The sequence below is a fragment of the Nocardia sp. NBC_00881 genome, assembly GCF_045207455.1.
Classification (GTDB): Bacteria; Actinomycetota; Actinomycetes; order Mycobacteriales; family Mycobacteriaceae; genus Nocardia.
In genome coordinates this window covers 4,094,615-4,109,634 of sequence record NZ_CP108798.1, presented here as the reverse complement: position 1 = coordinate 4,109,634, position 15,020 = coordinate 4,094,615, and the positions used below count along the sequence as shown (strand labels likewise).

The following is a 15,020-nucleotide window of genomic DNA, read 5'->3' as shown; positions in this document are numbered from 1 at the left end:
CAGCGAGCGAACAATCGGCGTCGCCGAGCATCGTTCGGTCGTGACGGAGCCGAACGCCGGCGAGGTGGAGTCATGAACGAACGTCGGCGAGGTGGAGTCATGAGTGTCGATTTCGCATTCAGTCGCGGCGCGGCGGTGAGCAGCGGGCCGATCGACGACATCTACGCGACGCTGCAGCACCGTCCTGCGGCGATCTCGTTCGCAGTCGGCGTACCAGACCCGGCTCTGCTACCAGGCGATATGGTCGCATCACTGGCCGCTGGTGCGATCGCTAAGTATGGGAACGCCGCATTGCAGTACGGATTGACTCGGGGGTTTCCACCGCTGCTGGAGCAGGCGCGGATCCTATTGGCCGACCGAGGAATCGGATGTCCGCCGCACCGGCTGCACATCGCGACGGGAGGCTCCGGCGCGTTGCACAACGTGTGCATGGCGCTGCTCGACCCAGGTGATGTGGTGCTGGTGGAAACCCCCACCTACGGCCCCGCGGTGAAGGTATTCCGCAGTCACGGCGCGACGGTGATCGGTGTCGAGTCCGACGAATACGGCATTCTGCCGGAGGCGCTGGATGCCGCACTGGCACAACACGACACAGCCTTCGTCTACCTGTTGCCGACCTTCCACAACCCGACCGGGCGGACGATGCCCGAAGTGCGGCGCCTACGCATAGCCGAGGTGGTCACGAGGCGCGGTGAGCTGGTGGTAGAGGATGACGTATACACCGACCTGCGGTATAGAGGTGAGCCACTGCCGACATTCTGGTCCTTCGCGCCGGACAACACCGTTTACATCACGTCGCTGTCGAAAACGGTGGCACCGGCACTGCGAATCGGCATCACGGTGCTGCCCGAATATCTGTTGGAGCCTGTGCTCGCGCTGAAACAGGGAATCGACATGCAGACCTCGGTACTCAACCAGGCCATCGCCGCCGAATTCCTCGGCAGCGCAGTAGCGTCCACGCACCTGGCCCGTATCGTGGAAACCTATGCGGCCAAGTTGGATACGGTGGTGGAAGCGCTGGGAAGGCACTTCCCGACCGGATTCTCCTGGACCGAACCCGATGGCGGCATGTTCGTGTGGGTCGAAGGCCCGGCCGATTTCGACGCTGATGCGCTGATGCGACCTGCGCTGGAGGCCGGGGTGGCGTTTATGCCCGGGAGTGTGTTCTTCGCCGCCCCCGATGCGTCACACAACGCGATGCGGTTGAGCTTTGCCAGCGTGCCCGAAGCCGACATCGACCGTGGCATCAAGCTGTTGGCCACAGTGTGCCAGACATCGTGAACGAGCGTTCACTGTAGTAGTCGTGTGACACCGGAATCGTCGCCTATACGGGTCTTCGTCTGCTGAAAGGTCTTCAGCGCTCGGAAGAGACACGGCGAATTCGTAGGATGTTGTCTCTACGGGTACCCGGCTGCCCCTCCGGTCCTCGGTGCTCGCGATCGACGACTTCCTCGAGTTCCACCTGCCATTCGGCCGGGTCGAGTTCGAGTCTCTCGCGTACCTCGGCGGTGGTCGGGAAGTGCACGTGCATCGGTGGCTCCACCACCCAGGTCGGCCATTCCGCGTGGCCGACGATCAGCAGCAGCCCACCGGGCGCCACCGCCTCCGCCGCCCTGCGCAGGATCTTCGTCCGCTCATCGGCCTGGGCCGGCGGTGAGTGCAGGTAGTGCGCCGAAACGAGGTCGAAGCGCCCGGAGGGGAAGGTCTCGGCGAGATCATGCTGCTGCCAGTCGATGTCGCCGGCCAGCTCGTGTTTTGCCGCCTGCGCTTTGGCACGGGCGAGAGCGGTCTCCGACACGTCGGTCGCGGTGACCTGCCAGCCGCGCTCGGCCAGCCAGATCGCGTCGGCGCCCTCGGCACAACCCAGATCTAGCGCGGAACCCGCTGCGACCGAGTCGATTTCACGAACCAGGAGGAAGTTCGGCCGCCCCGACCAGACTTGCTCGCGCTCCTGGTAGAAGGCCTCCCAGTACTCGATCGTCGTCCGCGCGGTCCCATTGTCGTGCTGATGTGTGGCGCTCATGATTCACACAATCCGCCCATATGGCCAATTCGGCAAAGATCGTTGCCGGTTCGGCAACAAACCTCCCGCTGGGCCTTGTCTGCTCGGGCGAGCCGCCTGGTCCATGTCATGGCTCGGGTCTGGCGCCGGACCGGGGCGGCGAAGGGCGCTGTTCGTCGTGTTCCGAGCGTTCGGCGGACCTTCAGTCGTCGAGCGGGTCGCGCAAGATCATGCCCTCGGCGGCGCGCAGGCGGCCGCTCATCGTTGTCAGCAGGTCGATGGAGTCGTCGGAAAGACCTATGGCCGTGTAGATCAGCCTGCGTATCTGCGAGCTCGTGATCTGGTCGGCCACGGCGGCATCGTGGTCGCTCGGTGTGGTGCAGAACTGTCGGTCGAGATCCACGGCTAGGTACTCACAATCGGTCATCGGGCCCCCAGGAACAATTGCGGGTGCGCCGGACCGCGCACCGGAAGGATGTGGAGACACGGGCGGGATTCCTCCGGCGCGCAGCGTACATCGCGCTCACTTCGTCGCTGTACGGGTCGCAGCGGTTCGTGCGGTGTTCGTTGCCACGATCGGGTCGGCTCGTCCGTGCCGCGGACGTGTCCGATCCGGCGCTGAGCCGGCGCGGACGGTGCTCATTGTGCCACTGCCGGTGAGGTTTTCGACAAGCCGCGCCGTCAGCGTGGTCGATCATCGGGGACTGGGCGCTGCCCGGAGCGTGCAGAGTGCGCCGCGCCCGGCACCGGTTCCCATGAGCGGGAAATCGCGTCGACACTCGTCCGGAAACCTGGAATCCGCCGTACCCGCGCGTGACACGATGGGTGCGGCCGAAGTACATACCTGACTGGAGGAGCCCGACGTGGGGAATCTCGACGACAAGGTAGCCGTGATCACCGGTGGTGCCCGGGGACAGGGCCGGGCGCACGCGCTGGCTCTGGCGGGAGCCGGCGCCGACGTCGTGGTGTGCGATATCGCCGAACCACTGGCCGGTTTGCCGTATGAGCTGAGCACCGAGGACGACCTGGCTGACACCGTCGAGCTGGTCGAGAAGACCGGCCGCCGATGCGTTCCGATGAAAGCGGACGTGCGCAGTCAGGAGCAGATGCACTCCGTCGCCGAGCGCGCGATCGAGGAGTTCGGCCGCATCGACATCCTGATCGCCAACGCGGGAATCGCGTCCAACTCGCCCATCGCCGAGATGGACGAGCAGCTGTGGCGGGACATGATCGATATCAACCTGACCGGCGTCTTCCACAGCTTCCGTGCGGTGGTGCCGCACATGATGGAGCGCCGGTGGGGGCGCGTTATCGCCACATCGTCCATCGTGGCCAAGATGGGCGTACGCAACGCCGGGCATTACGCCGCGGCGAAGTGGGGCGTGCTCGGCCTGGTGAAATCGCTGTCGCTGGAGGTGGCGGACTACGGCATCACGGTCAACGCCGTGCTGCCCTCCGGTGTGGACACCGACATGATCCAAAACCCGGCGACCTGGCGACTCATGGTGCCGGATAAGGATGATCCCACCCGGGAGGACTGGATGGCGATCATCGAATCCGGGCCACCGAACGGTGATCTGATCCAGCCCGCCGAGGTAGCGGACGCCGTGCTCCTGCTGGTTTCCGAGCATGGCCGCCACTTCAACGGCGAGGCTGTGACGATCTCCGCTGGGCTCAGTGCGAATACGGCTTGACGGTCTGCGGCGCGGACCCACCGACTCCAGAGCGGCTAGTGGAAGAGGTGGCGCCCACTCAGTGGCGTCCGCGCTTCGGCCCGATCGCGTGCGGCGTGCGCGGTCTTTGCCCCTCGTTCCCGTGCGGCGTGCGCGGTTTTAGCCCCGCGTTCCCGTGCGATCTCAGCTATTTCGGGTCCGCGTTGCTTGGCGCGCTCGGCCAGCTCCGCGCTGCGCTCCTTGGCGATCTCCGTCCATTCCGCACCGCGGTGTTTGGCCAGGTCGGCGAGCAGCGCGCTGCGCTTCTTGGCGATCTCGGCCCACTCCGCGCTGCGCTCTTTGGCGGCTTCGGCCCAGTCGGCTCCGTGTTCTTTGGCGGCTTCGGCCCAGTCGGCTCCGTGTTCTTTGGCGGCTTCGGCCCAGTCGGCTCCGTGTTCTTTGGCGGCCTCGGTCCACTCCGGGCCGTGCCGCTGGGCAGTCTCGGCCAGCTCGGCCCCCTTGCTCGCGGCTACAGCACCCAGCGTGCGCGCCCGCTCGGCCGCGTCGTGTGCGTGCTTGCGCAGCGCGGCACCGGTGGCGCCGTTCGAGGTCGCGCCGAACGGCAGCGAAGCCGATACCGCGGCGGCGGCGTCGCGCGCGGCCCGGCGTCCACGCCAGCCCAGCGAGGGCTTGCCCTCGGTGTCGGCCGCGGCGATCATCAGGCCGCCGAGCAGCCCGAGGTCCTTCAGGAACGCGGTCCGCTTCGCCGACTTGCGCGCCGGGTCCTGCTCGTTCCAGAAGTCCTGCTCGGTGACAGCCGCGGGCACGACAGTCGCGGCGAGCACCAGGGCGGCCAGGCGCGGCGCCTTACCCAGCGCGAGCAGTACGCCGCCGCCGACCTGGGCGGCCGCGTTGATTCGCACCACGGTCGCCGGATCGGCAGGCAGCTTTGCGGCAACCTCATCGGGGAGCTGTCGCTGCCCCCGCTGCACCAGTTCGGTCGCCACCTTGACCCGCTCCTCCGGGCGCCGCAGCGTATCTACCCCATCCACGACGAATGCGGTGGCCAGCAGCGGCCGGGCGAGTCGGCGCAAAAACATGGCATAACCCCTTCCCTAGATGTCCGTACGGACCGGATTCCCGGAAGACTCCAGGTCAAACACGCTCCCAGGAACGTCGGGAGGCGACGGTCTGGTCGAGTAACAGCTAATTGATAGCCAACTGTCAAGGGGTGGTTGAGGCTTCGCTGAGCCGTGCTCTACCGTGCCGTGCCGCTGTGAGCGTGCCACTCAGGAGCTTCGGTTCCCTTCGGAACGAATGCGCCGGCCGCCGGGGAGCCGGTGTTGCTCGCGGTGACCGGTCCGGGTCCTCCACCATCGGGAGAGCCGCAATCGGGCGGCTCCACGGCAGTGATCACCGCCACGGAACACGTCGTTGCGGTTCAGCAACCGAGACGGTTGTCGAAAGGGTGGCGTATCCAAGTTTCACACCTCGATGGCGGTACGCACGACCTTGCCGGTCGCGTTGCGCGGGAGGGCGGTGGTGGTGAGCCGCCAGCGGGCGGGGACCTTGTAGTAGGCGAGCCGGTCGGCGGTGAACGCGCGTAGTTCGTCCTCCGTTGTCGCAGTGGCGCTTTCGACGACGACGAGGGCGGCGACCTGCTGTCCGAGGTCGGCGTCCGGCACGCCGACCACCGCGCATTCGCGCACAGCGGGATGTTCCTCCAGGCACTGCTCGACCTCGGTGGGGTAGACGTTCTCCCCGCCGCGCAGGATGAGATCAGAACGTCGCCCGGACAATCGCAGTCTGCCGTCTTCCAGGACACCGATATCGCCGGTGCGCAGCCAGCGGTCGGGGGTGATCGCCGCGGCGGTGGCCGCCTCGTCCTGCCAGTAGCCGAGCATCACGTACGGGCTGCGCACGCAGATCTCGCCTTCGGTGCCCTCGGGGACGGTGTTGCCCGCGCTGTCGCGGATCTCCAGCGTGACGCCGACGACCGGTCGCCCCACGGTGTCCGGAAACGCAGCGAGTTCGGCCGGACCGGCCAGTGTCGCCGCGGTGCTGCATTCGGTGAGGCCATAGCTCGTCACCAGGGCGTTCCGTGCGACAGGGAGGTGATCGCGCAGTTGCTGTTGCAGGGCGGCCGACGAGGGCGCGGAGTTGAGGGAGAACGCGGTCAGCGAGGACAGGTCGTAGTGCGACAGGTCGAGTTCGAGCATCCTGGTGGCCATGGTCGGCATGGCGCCCCAATTGCTGATTCGTTCCCGCTCGATCAGCCGCAGCACCCGGTCGGCGTCGAAGGAACCCTGGTGGATGACGGCCGCGTCGCCGGTGACCAGGCGGGGCACCACCAGATTGTGCAGGCTGGCGATGTGGAACAGCGGCGAGGTGAGCAGATAGCTTCGCCCGCTGGGCAGCTCGGTAGTGCCGGTGAACGCGGCGGCCAGCGCGTCGTTGAACATGTGGTAGTCGATGACCGCCACCAGGTTTCGGTGCGAATGCACCGCCCCTTTGGGGCGCCCGCTGGTGCCGCTGGTGTAGAGGATCACCGCGGGGTCGTCCTCGTCGACCTCGATGTTCGGCAGCGTGGCGGTCGGGAAGTCGGTCAACAGTGCCGGCAGGTCGTGTTCCATGGTGAGCACCGGCACTCGGATGTCCAGCTCGGCCAGCAGTGCGGCGCGCTTCGCGTCGACGACGAGCACGGTGGGGCTCGTGTGCTCGACGCCGTAGGCGATCTCGCGTGGGGCCCACCACGCGTTGTAGCCGACCGCGATCGCGCCGAGTGCTTGCGCCGCCCAGAACGTCAGGACCCACTCGGGTGTGTTCGCCGCGAGAATGCCGACGCGGTCGCCCTTTCCCACGCCGTAGCGCGCACGCAGCGCCGCGGCCAGCGCCGCGACGGCGGATGCGTGCTCGGTGAAGGACATCCGTCGGTCTTCGGTGACCAGATAGGCCCGGTCGCCGTGCGCGGTCGACGCGGCGAGCACCTCGCCCAGGGAGGCGCTGCGGTGGCGCATCACCGGCATCTGCGCGCCGAGCACGTCTTCGACCACCAGCTCGAACCGTCCGCCGGGGCCCGTGAGCCGGGCCGCCGCCTCGGCCGCGAATGCCTGCGGATCGAAAGGCTTCGTCATCTCTTCCTCATCGCTACGCAGGCACGGGGGAGTCCGGTCGCCGTCATTCACTGTCCTTGTGCTGGGAGGGGCCGCCACCTGCCCACAGTGACGCTCGATATGGCGTCGAACCGTCCGGCGCGTGGCGGAGTGACGTAGGCAACAAGCTAACATCGGCTAGACGGTATGTCTAGTGAATGACGTATTGTCTAGCGAGAGCGATCGCTCCGCTGCGCGTTACCGCCTTTCCCCTCGAAAGTCGCACGTCAGCACCTCTTTCGACGCACACGAGGGACCTGTTCACCATGCGCACGAAAGCGAACACCAGCCTGCGGGAGGAGCAGAAGCAGCGGACCAGGGCACGGCTCATGGCCGGCGCCAAGGAGCTGTTCAGCACCCGCGGCTACGCGGCGGTTCGGGTGGACGACATCGCGGCGGCGGTCGGCTGCAGCCGCGCGACCTTCTATCTGCACTTCGCGAGCAAGGTGGAGATCTTGAGCGCCCTCGCCGCGCAGAGCACCGTGCCCAGCACGCTGCACTTCTACGAGGACCTCGATCGAGTATTGGAGGCCGGTTCGCGCGTCGAATTCGTCGGCTGGGTCACCCGCGCGATCGAGTGGTTCCACGCGTACAAGGACCTGCTGCCCGCCTGGGACGAGGCGACGGCGCTGGAGCCGGAGTTCCGCGCACTCGCGCGCGACGGCATTCGCGCGCTGCCGAACGCGATGACCTCCTACCTCGCGGGCTGGCCCGCCGACCGACAGGACGAGGCCCGGTTGCGCGTGGAGCTGCTTGTGGCGCAACTGGAACGGTTCTTCACCCGGTGGGCCATGCAGGGGACCATCGAAGTCTCCACGGAGCAGGCCGCCGAGGTTCTCGCCGACATCTGGTTCCCGGCGCTGCGGGCGCCCACCGGCGCGCGTTGAACGACCCCGCCGGCCGGTGGCCCGCGGAAGTCGGTGGGCGCAACCGCGAGGGCACGAAATGGACCGGCATGGGCTTCGCCCGAATGTAGCTCGAAATTCGCTGGATGCTCGAACCTGCTTGCGCTCGAAGTCGATTCGGCAGTGGCTTGGATATCTGTCGGAGCAGTGCGGCATCATCTGTGCACGCAGCCATCCACGAACACCGCTCGGAGTGCACCATGCCGTCGCCAAGAACCAAACCACAGCCATTGTCGGACAGTGAGATTCAGCAGATCGCCACGGACATCGCCGGTGGCCGCCCGCCCATGGTGTGGTTCACCGCGGCCGCGGTCGGCGTGCCGGAGGGACGGTCGGGAAAGGTGATCGCTCTCGGTGACCCGGCCGACGGAGACTTCCTCCAGGTCCGGCCGACCGGCTCGAAAGATGTACTGTCCTTCTCTCCCACAGAAGTGACGTTGACCAAGCCACCGCGAGGGGTCGCGGTTTCCGCTGCCCCGCCGAAGCCGACAACAAGAAAGGAATCCGCTGTGACCCAGACGTCGACCTCTACGAGCACCGCGACACCGTCCGCGCAGGGGAGCGCTCCCGCGCCGCCGGTCACCCCGAAACCGCTGAGGAGCACACCGGAACCAAGCGAACAGGATGGTGCGGCCAAGGGCTCGGTCAAGCAGACGCCGGCGGCGAATGCGGCCAAGGCCGCCAAGGCGCCTGCCGCGCGCAAGACGAAGGCGCCCGAGGTCACGGTGACGCTGACCGGCACTGCCGACGGCGAGTGGTCGGTCGATGTGGTCAGCGGTAAGAAGCGGACGGTGCGCGGCCTACCGGTGAACAGTTCGGCGGTGGCGCAGGCGGCCAAGGTCCTGCATCCCGAGGTTGCCGACGTGGTGGCCGGAATTCTGGAGGCGGCGCGCGGCGTGCAGGAAGCCAAGGTTCAGCAGTTGCAGGCCGAGCTCGAGGAGGCCAAGCGCCTGCTGGAGGACCTGCGGGACTGATTCACACCGCGCTGCTGGTGGAGCGATCGGCTGGGCGGCAGATCCGGCGCCTGGTGTTTGTCAGCGCGTGCGGCGCGTCGTCGTGGAACGTGTAGCCGAGGGAGTTTTCCTTCGCGTGGTACATGGCCGCATCCGCGTCGCGGATCAGATTGTGGACGTTGGTGTCCGAGCTGCGCGGACCAACGCACGCGATACCGATGCTCGCGGTGATCGGAATCTCGCCCGCGCTCAGCTCGAACGGCCGGACGAACGCACCGATCAGTCGTTCGGCCAGCACCGCGGCCTCCTGCCTGGCCAGCGGGGACAGCACGACGAACTCGTCGCCGCCGTACCGGGACACCACGTCCTCGCGACGCACCACACGCCGGATCCGAGCGGCCGCGGTCGCGATCAGCTCGTCGCCGACCGCGTGCCCGTAACTGTCGTTGACGTTCTTGAAGCCGTCCAGGTCGATGAACAGCAGGCAGACCGGCTGCTCGCCCGACTGCTCGCGATTGCTGTCGAGCGCGCGCAGCAGCGCGGCCCGGTTCAGCAGACCGGTGAGCATGTCATGGTCGGCCTGGTACTGGGCGCGTCGTTCGCTGCGTGCACTACGCACGATGGCGCGCTCGCTCCGCACCAGCACTCCGATCAGCAGCAGTGCGAACAGTGATGACACCACCACGCGGTCGAGAGTGTCCAAGCTGGACCCGACCACCGGGACCAGCGAGGCCACGATCAGTGCGACCGCGATGACGCTGGCCCGCTGCCGGGAGTGGTGTGGATGGATCCGGCGCGGTGTCCCGAGCGCGGCCATGGTCGGATGCAGGGCCGCGACACCCACGGTGGCGTAGGCGGCCAGCAGTGGAGCGAGTAAGACGTCGCGCCCGATGGGGGTGCCCACCGTCTCCAGGCTGTAGCCCAGATCGCCGAGCAGCAGCGCGATCAGCCCGGCGTGCAGCAGCCGTAGCGAGGTCTCCGAGCGCGTCGCGGTGGCCACCGAGTGCGCGACCAGGGTGAGCAGCAGTGCGTCGAGCACCGGATAGCTCGCCGCCACCAGAGTGTCCAGCGTGGTGGCGTGTAACTGCAGGATCGGCGAGATGAGAAACGCCCAGGAGGCCAGCAGCGCGCCAAGGCCGATCAGGCCCGAGTCCAGCAACAGATCGTGGTTGTCGCGTACCTGGCGCGGGTACAACCAGATCAGCGCGGCGAGGCCGACCCCGACGTAGCCGAGCAGGGTGAACGCGTCCTCGACCGGATGGATCGAATGGTGGGTCGCCTCGCGCAGCGCGGTCCCCGTCGCGAACAGCACGGCGGAGGCGGACAGCAGATACCAGGGCAGCGGATGGACGGGCCGGTGGATGTGCAGCCCGATGCCCATCATCGCGAGCGTTCCGATGAGAATGACCGCCATCGTCACCAACGACACCGCATGCGAGTCGATCGCGACATTCGTCGCGATCACGGCTGCGTTTCCCCCTAAAAGTGCTGCGTACCAGCGAAATTCGAGCCGACGCCGCAGGCCGCTCGATTGCTCTGCGCTGGGTATCATCAGTCCCCCTCGGTCGCTCCATCCCCTGTGAACTGGGCCACGTAGTAGATCTGAGAATCCTCAACCGCGACTTCGACATTCGCCTGTTCATCGAGCATCGCCCGAATACCGTCGGCGAACGAGAACCGAGTGCTGTTGTACGAGCAGATGTCCCAACCGACCGCCGCGCGTTCGGCAACCAAAACCTGGACAATGGAGTCGATCATGGCATGGAAAGCGGCCCCTTGTCGTGCACTTGGCGCAACAAGGGTCAAACCGGCGTAGTAGATCGCGTCGCGGGCCGCGTGTTCGGGGTAGCGCGCCACGAAGTAGTCCGGACTGATCCATGGGACGGTGTCGAGATGCCTGGTCAGCGTCGTCACGCCGATGGGCTCGCCCGAGTCGAGCCGCGCGACGTGCTTGTGTACGCGAGGATCGACCATCTCGGCGCGGAACTCCTCGCGCCGCAGTACCTGCCGTGCGATGGCCTTGGCCCGCAGCGGGCCGAACGCCTCCTCGTAGAGGCGGTGGAACAGGTCGATCCGATCGTCCGGAATCGTCGTCTCGACGGTGACGTAGAGGCCGCTCATCGTGGGCTCCACGGCACGGTGTGGTAGGCGGCGAGAACGAGCGCGCAGGCCGGATCGCCGTCGGAGGCGGTCTCCGTGGTGCAGAGGTCGACCGGGCCGAAGCGCTCCGGCCGGTGCCGCGTCATGTCGGTCAAGCTGGACCGGATCAGGTCGGACACCTGTTCGGCGGTCTCAGCTTCGTGCTCCACGAAAAGCCCTGCGCCGGAATGGTCGTCGCGCAGAACCCAGCCGATGCCCGCGGCGGCGCTCGCCCCGGCCTCGTTCGCGTGCTGGACCGCGTACACGCAGTAGAGGCGGTCGCCCCAGGAGATCGGCTTGCGCACCCGGCCGGTGCGTTCCAAGGTCGCGTGCGGCGGAATGACCGACGACAGCCGGATCAAGTTGGCCTCACCAACTCCCAGACCGCGTAGCGCCGCGTCGAACGCCGCCATCGCGGTCGGCCCCACTCCTGTTGCGGTTCCTATCTCGATCGTCAGCGATGGACCTGGCGTCGGCCCACTCACCGGGCGTAAGCGATCGATCCACTGCCGTCCCCTTAGGTCGCCACCTGGGGTGTTATGCATCATCGTGCCCTCCGGAAACAGTTCGACCCCAATTTGCAGGCTTGAATTGCGTCAAAATCGACTGTGCGTCAGGAATGCGCATCGCGCATCTTGTGTGCCGAAAACAGTGCTCATGCGGCGTGTCTCTCACTCCGAAACGAGAGACGGCGACATCGAGGGGCCAGGTCGCGGACATGGGTGGCACCGGGGCGAGCCATCGGGGTGTCGCTGCGCGGCGTCGGGCATGGGCAGATCCCGTTCGGCCTGGAGCTGCTGGTTATCGATACCGGGAAGCCGCGCGACCCGGTCGAAAGCGGCTACGCCGAGCGGCGCGCCCGATGTGTGGCTGCGGCCGGGAACTCGGCGTCGCCGCCTTGCGTGACGTCGCGGCCCTGGTGCCAGTCGAACGGATCGCCGATGACGTGCTGCGTCGCCGGCCCGACATGTGGTGACCGAGAACATTGCGATTGCCGAAAGATTGCTGAATGGCGTCGATGCACGCGGGATCGGCCCGACCCTGACCGAGGGGCACGCCTCGCGGTGCGACTTTGTGCGTGATTATGCCCCGCGGGCGGGGACAATCACGCAGAGTAGTGTCACCCCGACACCCAATCGGCGGGCGACGAGTAAGTCGCGCGCGCCTGGCAGCACCAGCACCACGCACGATCTCGCTCGACGCCCGGTTTCACCGCCAGGAGGGAAGCTGTGCCGCTTGCCGATTCACCCGTTCTCGCTTCCGCGCTGACCGCCGCCGACCTGCGCGGGGAAGCTGCGACCACGTATCTCGACGCCGCCACCACGCTCCGGCTGGACGCGAGCGCCGTCGACTACGCGCTGGTCGCCCTGTATTTCTTGTTCGTGCTCGGCATCGGCCTTCTGGCCAGGCAGCGCGTCTCCTCCAGCATCGACTTCTTCCTGTCCGGGCGCTCGCTGCCCGCCTGGGTGACCGGTCTGGCATTCATCTCCGCGAACCTGGGCGCGGTGGAGATCATGGGTATGTCCGCCAACGGCGCCCAATACGGTTTCCCGACGTTCCACTATTTCTGGATCGGCGCGGTGCCCGCCATGCTGTTCCTGGGCGTGGTGATGATGCCGTTCTACTACGGCTCCAAAGTGCGCAGCGTGCCGGAGTTCATGCGCAGGCGGTTCGGCACCGGCGCGCACCTGGTGAACGCGCTGAGCTTCGCGATAGCGCAGATCCTCATCGCGGGTGTCAACCTGTACCTGCTCGGCTCCATCGTGAATGTGCTGCTGGGTTGGCCGCTGTGGGTGTCGGTGATCGTGGCCGCCGCGATCGTGCTCTCCTACATCACCCTCGGTGGCCTGTCCGCCGCGATCTACAACGAAGTGCTGCAGTTTTTCGTCATCGTGGCCGCGCTGCTGCCGCTCACCCTGGTCGGCCTGCACAAGGCGGGCGGGTGGAGCGGACTGAAGGAGAAGATCACCGCCTCGCCGGGCGGGCCGCAACAGCTGGATTCCTGGCCGGGCAATGCGCTGAGCGGGTTCGGCGACAACTTCCTGTCGGTGGTCGGCATCGTGTTCGGACTCGGGTTCGTCCTTTCCTTCGGATACTGGACGACGAACTTCGTCGAGGTACAGCGCGCGATGGCGACGCACTCCATCTCGGCGGCGCGGCGCACCCCGATCATCGGCGCCTACCCGAAGATGTTCATCCCGCTGATCGTGGTGATCCCTGGCATGATCAGCGCCGTGCTGGTGCCGCAGATGGCCGAGTACAAGGCGGCGGTGACGGCGAATCCGGAATTCGAGGGCGACACCACCTACAACCAGGCGCTGCTGTATCTGATGAAGGACGTGCTGCCCAATGGTCTGCTCGGCGTGGGCCTCGCCGGTCTGCTCGCGGCGTTCATGGCGGGCATGGCGGCCAACATCTCCGCGTTCAACACCGTGTTCAGCTACGACCTGTGGCAGCAGTACGTGCGGCGCGAGCGGGCGGACGGCTATTACCTCGGCGTCGGCCGGCTGGCCACCGTCGGCGCGACCGTGGCCGCGATCTTCACCGCGTTCATCGCGTCCGGCTTCAGCAACATGATGGATTACCTGCAAACCCTGTTCAGCTTCTTCAACGCGCCGCTGTTCGCCACGTTCATCCTCGGCATGTTCTGGAAACGGATGACGCCGACCGCGGGTTGGATGGGCCTGGTCTGCGGAACCGGTTCGGCAATCCTCGTTTTCATTCTGCACGAAACGAAGGTGTTCGAATTGTCCGGCCAAGGCGCGAGTTTCGTCGCGGCCGGGGTCGCGTTCGTAACCGACATCGTGGTGAGCGTCGCGGTCACCCAGGTGACCGAGCCCAAACCCGCGGCCGAGCTGATCGGGCTGGTGTATTCGGAGACGCCGAAGGACGTGCGCACCGACCCCGAGGCCGACGCCCTGCCCTGGTATCAGCGTCCGGTCCTGCTGGCGGGCATTGCCCTCGTGCTCGTCATCGCCCTCAATATCGTCGTCGGATAAGGAGCTGACTCGATGCTTTTCGACATCCGCACCATCGTCGGGGCGCTGCTCGGCTGCTACGCGGTCATCCTCGTCATCACCGGTCTGTTGCGCGACACCGCGGCCGACGAGGCCAAAACCGGTGGCATCAACGTCAATCTCTGGTCGGGGGCCGGTATGGGAGTGGTAGCGCTGGCCTTCCTGGCCTGGGTTCTGCTTCGTCCGGTCCAAGTGCCGCCTGAACCGCAGGTGCCTGCGGACGAAACCGGAGAGGGGCCTGACTCTGCCTGAACAGCGGCGGCGCCCCCGGATGCCAGGGGACGCCGCCGCTTATCGCGTGGATCAGAGGCCTGGGCGGGGAATGTCGCCGCGCCAGGCACCGGTTTCGTGGCCCTGGCCCTCGATGAAGTGCTTGAAGCGCTCCATGTCGCCGTTCACCCGGTGCTTCAGGACGCCGAGCTTGTCGGCGACGTTCTCCACGAAGCCTTCGGGATCGACCTCCATCTGCGCGGTCACCCTGGTGTGGGTGTCGTCCAGCCGATGAAAAGTGATCACGCCCGCGTGATTGGGTCCGCTGTCGGACCTCCACGCAACTCGTTCGTCCGGATGCTGCTCGGTGATCGTCGCGTCGAACTCCCGCATCGACGGACCGACGTGGATACGCCAGTGGGTGTGCCTGTCGTCCAGCTGCTGCACTGTTTCCACACCCTCCATGAACTCCGGGAACGACTCGAACTGCGTCCACTGGTTGTAGGCGGTGCGGACCGGGACCTCGACGTCTACCGTGGCGGCCAATGTACTCACTTGCTACCCCTTTCCTTACCCGACGCACGGCCGGGCATCGATCGGTCGACAATCGCTCCCATAGGGGGCGACTCGGGTCATGGGTCGCTTACCCGGGCAGGGTGGGGACAAACAAACCGCGGTGACCAGGCATTTCCGCGCGGTGGGTGCGGCGGTGGATCATGCGGGCTGGTGCGAAGGTCGTCCGGCCCATCGCTTGCCCGCGACAGGCAGGACGACCTCCTGGGTGCTGTGCTCAGAGGAAGCAGCCCGCAGCCCTCAAACGGGCGTAGACATCGTCGGAGACGGTGATCGTCCCGCCGCTGGGACCGACAATCGCCAGCACACCCAAGTCCACCCGCGATCGGACGGAGCAGTCCAGCAGTTTCGCGGTGACGGTGATGGGTTGGTCTGCGTGTGCCACGCCGGCTCCGCTGATGGTTGAACAGGCGAGTG

15 protein-coding genes are annotated in these 15,020 nt (G+C 66.7%); 6 read left to right on the top strand and 9 right to left on the bottom strand.

All coding sequences use genetic code 11. The annotated features are described in order from the left end of the window. Nucleotides 1-99 precede the first annotated feature (99 nt). Nucleotides 100-1,281, top strand: a complete 1,182-nt coding sequence (locus OH799_RS17100; protein ID WP_406281434.1) for a PLP-dependent aminotransferase family protein — start codon at nucleotides 100-102, stop codon at nucleotides 1,279-1,281. A 73-nt stretch (nucleotides 1,282-1,354) separates the two neighbouring features. Here OH799_RS17100 and OH799_RS17095 read toward each other — a convergent pair whose 3' ends face one another. Both OH799_RS17095 and OH799_RS17090 read right to left on the bottom strand, forming a co-directional pair. Further along, nucleotides 1,355-2,023 (bottom strand): class I SAM-dependent methyltransferase, encoded by a 669-nt coding sequence (locus tag OH799_RS17095; RefSeq protein WP_406281431.1) that lies wholly within the window; start codon nucleotides 2,021-2,023, stop codon nucleotides 1,355-1,357. A gap of 181 nt (nucleotides 2,024-2,204) precedes the next feature. Continuing rightward, nucleotides 2,205-2,429 (bottom strand): hypothetical protein, encoded by a 225-nt coding sequence (locus tag OH799_RS17090; protein ID WP_406281428.1) that lies wholly within the window; start codon nucleotides 2,427-2,429, stop codon nucleotides 2,205-2,207. Nucleotides 2,430-2,865: 436 nt separating this feature from the next. Between OH799_RS17090 and OH799_RS17085 the strand changes: the two genes are divergently transcribed. Then, entirely contained in the window at nucleotides 2,866-3,696 is an 831-nt protein-coding gene (locus OH799_RS17085; protein ID WP_406281425.1) for a mycofactocin-coupled SDR family oxidoreductase, read from the top strand. 35 nt (nucleotides 3,697-3,731) lie between these two features. Here the strand turns inward: OH799_RS17085 and OH799_RS17080 are convergent, their stop codons facing one another. Both OH799_RS17080 and OH799_RS17075 read right to left on the bottom strand, forming a co-directional pair. Continuing rightward, nucleotides 3,732-4,754 carry a DoxX family membrane protein gene (locus OH799_RS17080; RefSeq protein WP_406281422.1) on the bottom strand — a complete coding sequence of 341 codons (1,023 nt, stop codon included), beginning with the start codon at nucleotides 4,752-4,754 and terminating at the stop codon, nucleotides 3,732-3,734. Between the two features lie 384 nt (nucleotides 4,755-5,138). Then, on the bottom strand, nucleotides 5,139-6,788 hold the full coding sequence (locus tag OH799_RS17075; RefSeq protein WP_406281419.1) for a class I adenylate-forming enzyme family protein: 1,650 nt from the start codon (nucleotides 6,786-6,788) through the stop codon (nucleotides 5,139-5,141). A 284-nt stretch (nucleotides 6,789-7,072) separates the two neighbouring features. On the opposite strand from OH799_RS17075, the gene OH799_RS17070 reads away from it, so the two are divergent. Beyond that, on the top strand, nucleotides 7,073-7,693 hold the full coding sequence (locus tag OH799_RS17070) for a TetR/AcrR family transcriptional regulator (protein WP_406281416.1): 621 nt from the start codon (nucleotides 7,073-7,075) through the stop codon (nucleotides 7,691-7,693). A gap of 218 nt (nucleotides 7,694-7,911) precedes the next feature. Further along, a complete protein-coding gene (locus OH799_RS17065; protein ID WP_406281413.1) occupies nucleotides 7,912-8,685 on the top strand; it encodes a DUF6319 family protein in 774 nt (257 codons plus the stop codon). A 1-nt stretch (nucleotide 8,686) separates the two neighbouring features. Here OH799_RS17065 and OH799_RS17060 read toward each other — a convergent pair whose 3' ends face one another. From OH799_RS17060 to OH799_RS17050, 3 genes are all read right to left on the bottom strand, one after another. Continuing rightward, nucleotides 8,687-10,129 carry a diguanylate cyclase domain-containing protein gene (locus OH799_RS17060; RefSeq protein WP_406281408.1) on the bottom strand — a complete coding sequence of 481 codons (1,443 nt, stop codon included), beginning with the start codon at nucleotides 10,127-10,129 and terminating at the stop codon, nucleotides 8,687-8,689. An 86-nt stretch (nucleotides 10,130-10,215) separates the two neighbouring features. After that, nucleotides 10,216-10,785, bottom strand: coding sequence for a hypothetical protein (locus tag OH799_RS17055; protein ID WP_406281405.1), 570 nt, complete (start codon nucleotides 10,783-10,785; stop codon nucleotides 10,216-10,218). Beyond that, on the bottom strand, nucleotides 10,782-11,288 hold the full coding sequence (locus tag OH799_RS17050) for a pyruvoyl-dependent arginine decarboxylase (RefSeq protein ID WP_406281402.1): 507 nt from the start codon (nucleotides 11,286-11,288) through the stop codon (nucleotides 10,782-10,784). Before OH799_RS17050 ends, OH799_RS17055 begins: the two co-directional genes overlap by 4 nt. A gap of 795 nt (nucleotides 11,289-12,083) precedes the next feature. On the opposite strand from OH799_RS17050, the gene OH799_RS17045 reads away from it, so the two are divergent. Together OH799_RS17045 and OH799_RS17040 are read left to right on the top strand one after the other, a co-directional pair. Then, complete coding sequence (locus OH799_RS17045; protein WP_406282189.1) at nucleotides 12,084-13,802, top strand: sodium:solute symporter family protein; 1,719 nt, start codon at nucleotides 12,084-12,086, stop codon at nucleotides 13,800-13,802. 12 nt (nucleotides 13,803-13,814) lie between these two features. Further along, the gene (locus tag OH799_RS17040; protein ID WP_406281399.1) at nucleotides 13,815-14,072 is read left to right on the top strand and encodes a hypothetical protein; all 258 of its coding nucleotides are present in this window, start codon (nucleotides 13,815-13,817) and stop codon (nucleotides 14,070-14,072) included. Between the two features lie 51 nt (nucleotides 14,073-14,123). Here the strand turns inward: OH799_RS17040 and OH799_RS17035 are convergent, their stop codons facing one another. Then, entirely contained in the window at nucleotides 14,124-14,585 is a 462-nt protein-coding gene (locus tag OH799_RS17035) for an SRPBCC family protein (RefSeq protein WP_357271655.1), read from the bottom strand. A 235-nt stretch (nucleotides 14,586-14,820) separates the two neighbouring features. Then, complete coding sequence (locus OH799_RS17030; protein WP_406281395.1) at nucleotides 14,821-14,988, bottom strand: hypothetical protein; 168 nt, start codon at nucleotides 14,986-14,988, stop codon at nucleotides 14,821-14,823. Between the last annotated feature and the right edge of the window lie 32 nt (nucleotides 14,989-15,020).

Bases quoted from the DNA above. Each gene is read 5' to 3' on its own strand.
- OH799_RS17100 (WP_406281434.1), top strand. From the start codon at position 100: ATGAGTGTCGATTTCGCATTCAGTCGCGGCGCGGCGGTGAGCAGCGGG.
- OH799_RS17095 (WP_406281431.1), bottom strand. From the start codon at position 2,023: ATGAGCGCCACACATCAGCACGACAATGGGACCGCGCGGACGACGATC.
- OH799_RS17090 (WP_406281428.1), bottom strand. From the start codon at position 2,429: ATGACCGATTGTGAGTACCTAGCCGTGGATCTCGACCGACAGTTCTGC.
- OH799_RS17080 (WP_406281422.1), bottom strand. From the start codon at position 4,754: ATGTTTTTGCGCCGACTCGCCCGGCCGCTGCTGGCCACCGCATTCGTC.
- OH799_RS17075 (WP_406281419.1), bottom strand. From the start codon at position 6,788: ATGACGAAGCCTTTCGATCCGCAGGCATTCGCGGCCGAGGCGGCGGCC.
- OH799_RS17070 (WP_406281416.1), top strand. From the start codon at position 7,073: ATGCGCACGAAAGCGAACACCAGCCTGCGGGAGGAGCAGAAGCAGCGG.
- OH799_RS17065 (WP_406281413.1), top strand. From the start codon at position 7,912: ATGCCGTCGCCAAGAACCAAACCACAGCCATTGTCGGACAGTGAGATT.
- OH799_RS17055 (WP_406281405.1), bottom strand. From the start codon at position 10,785: ATGAGCGGCCTCTACGTCACCGTCGAGACGACGATTCCGGACGATCGG.
- OH799_RS17040 (WP_406281399.1), top strand. From the start codon at position 13,815: ATGCTTTTCGACATCCGCACCATCGTCGGGGCGCTGCTCGGCTGCTAC.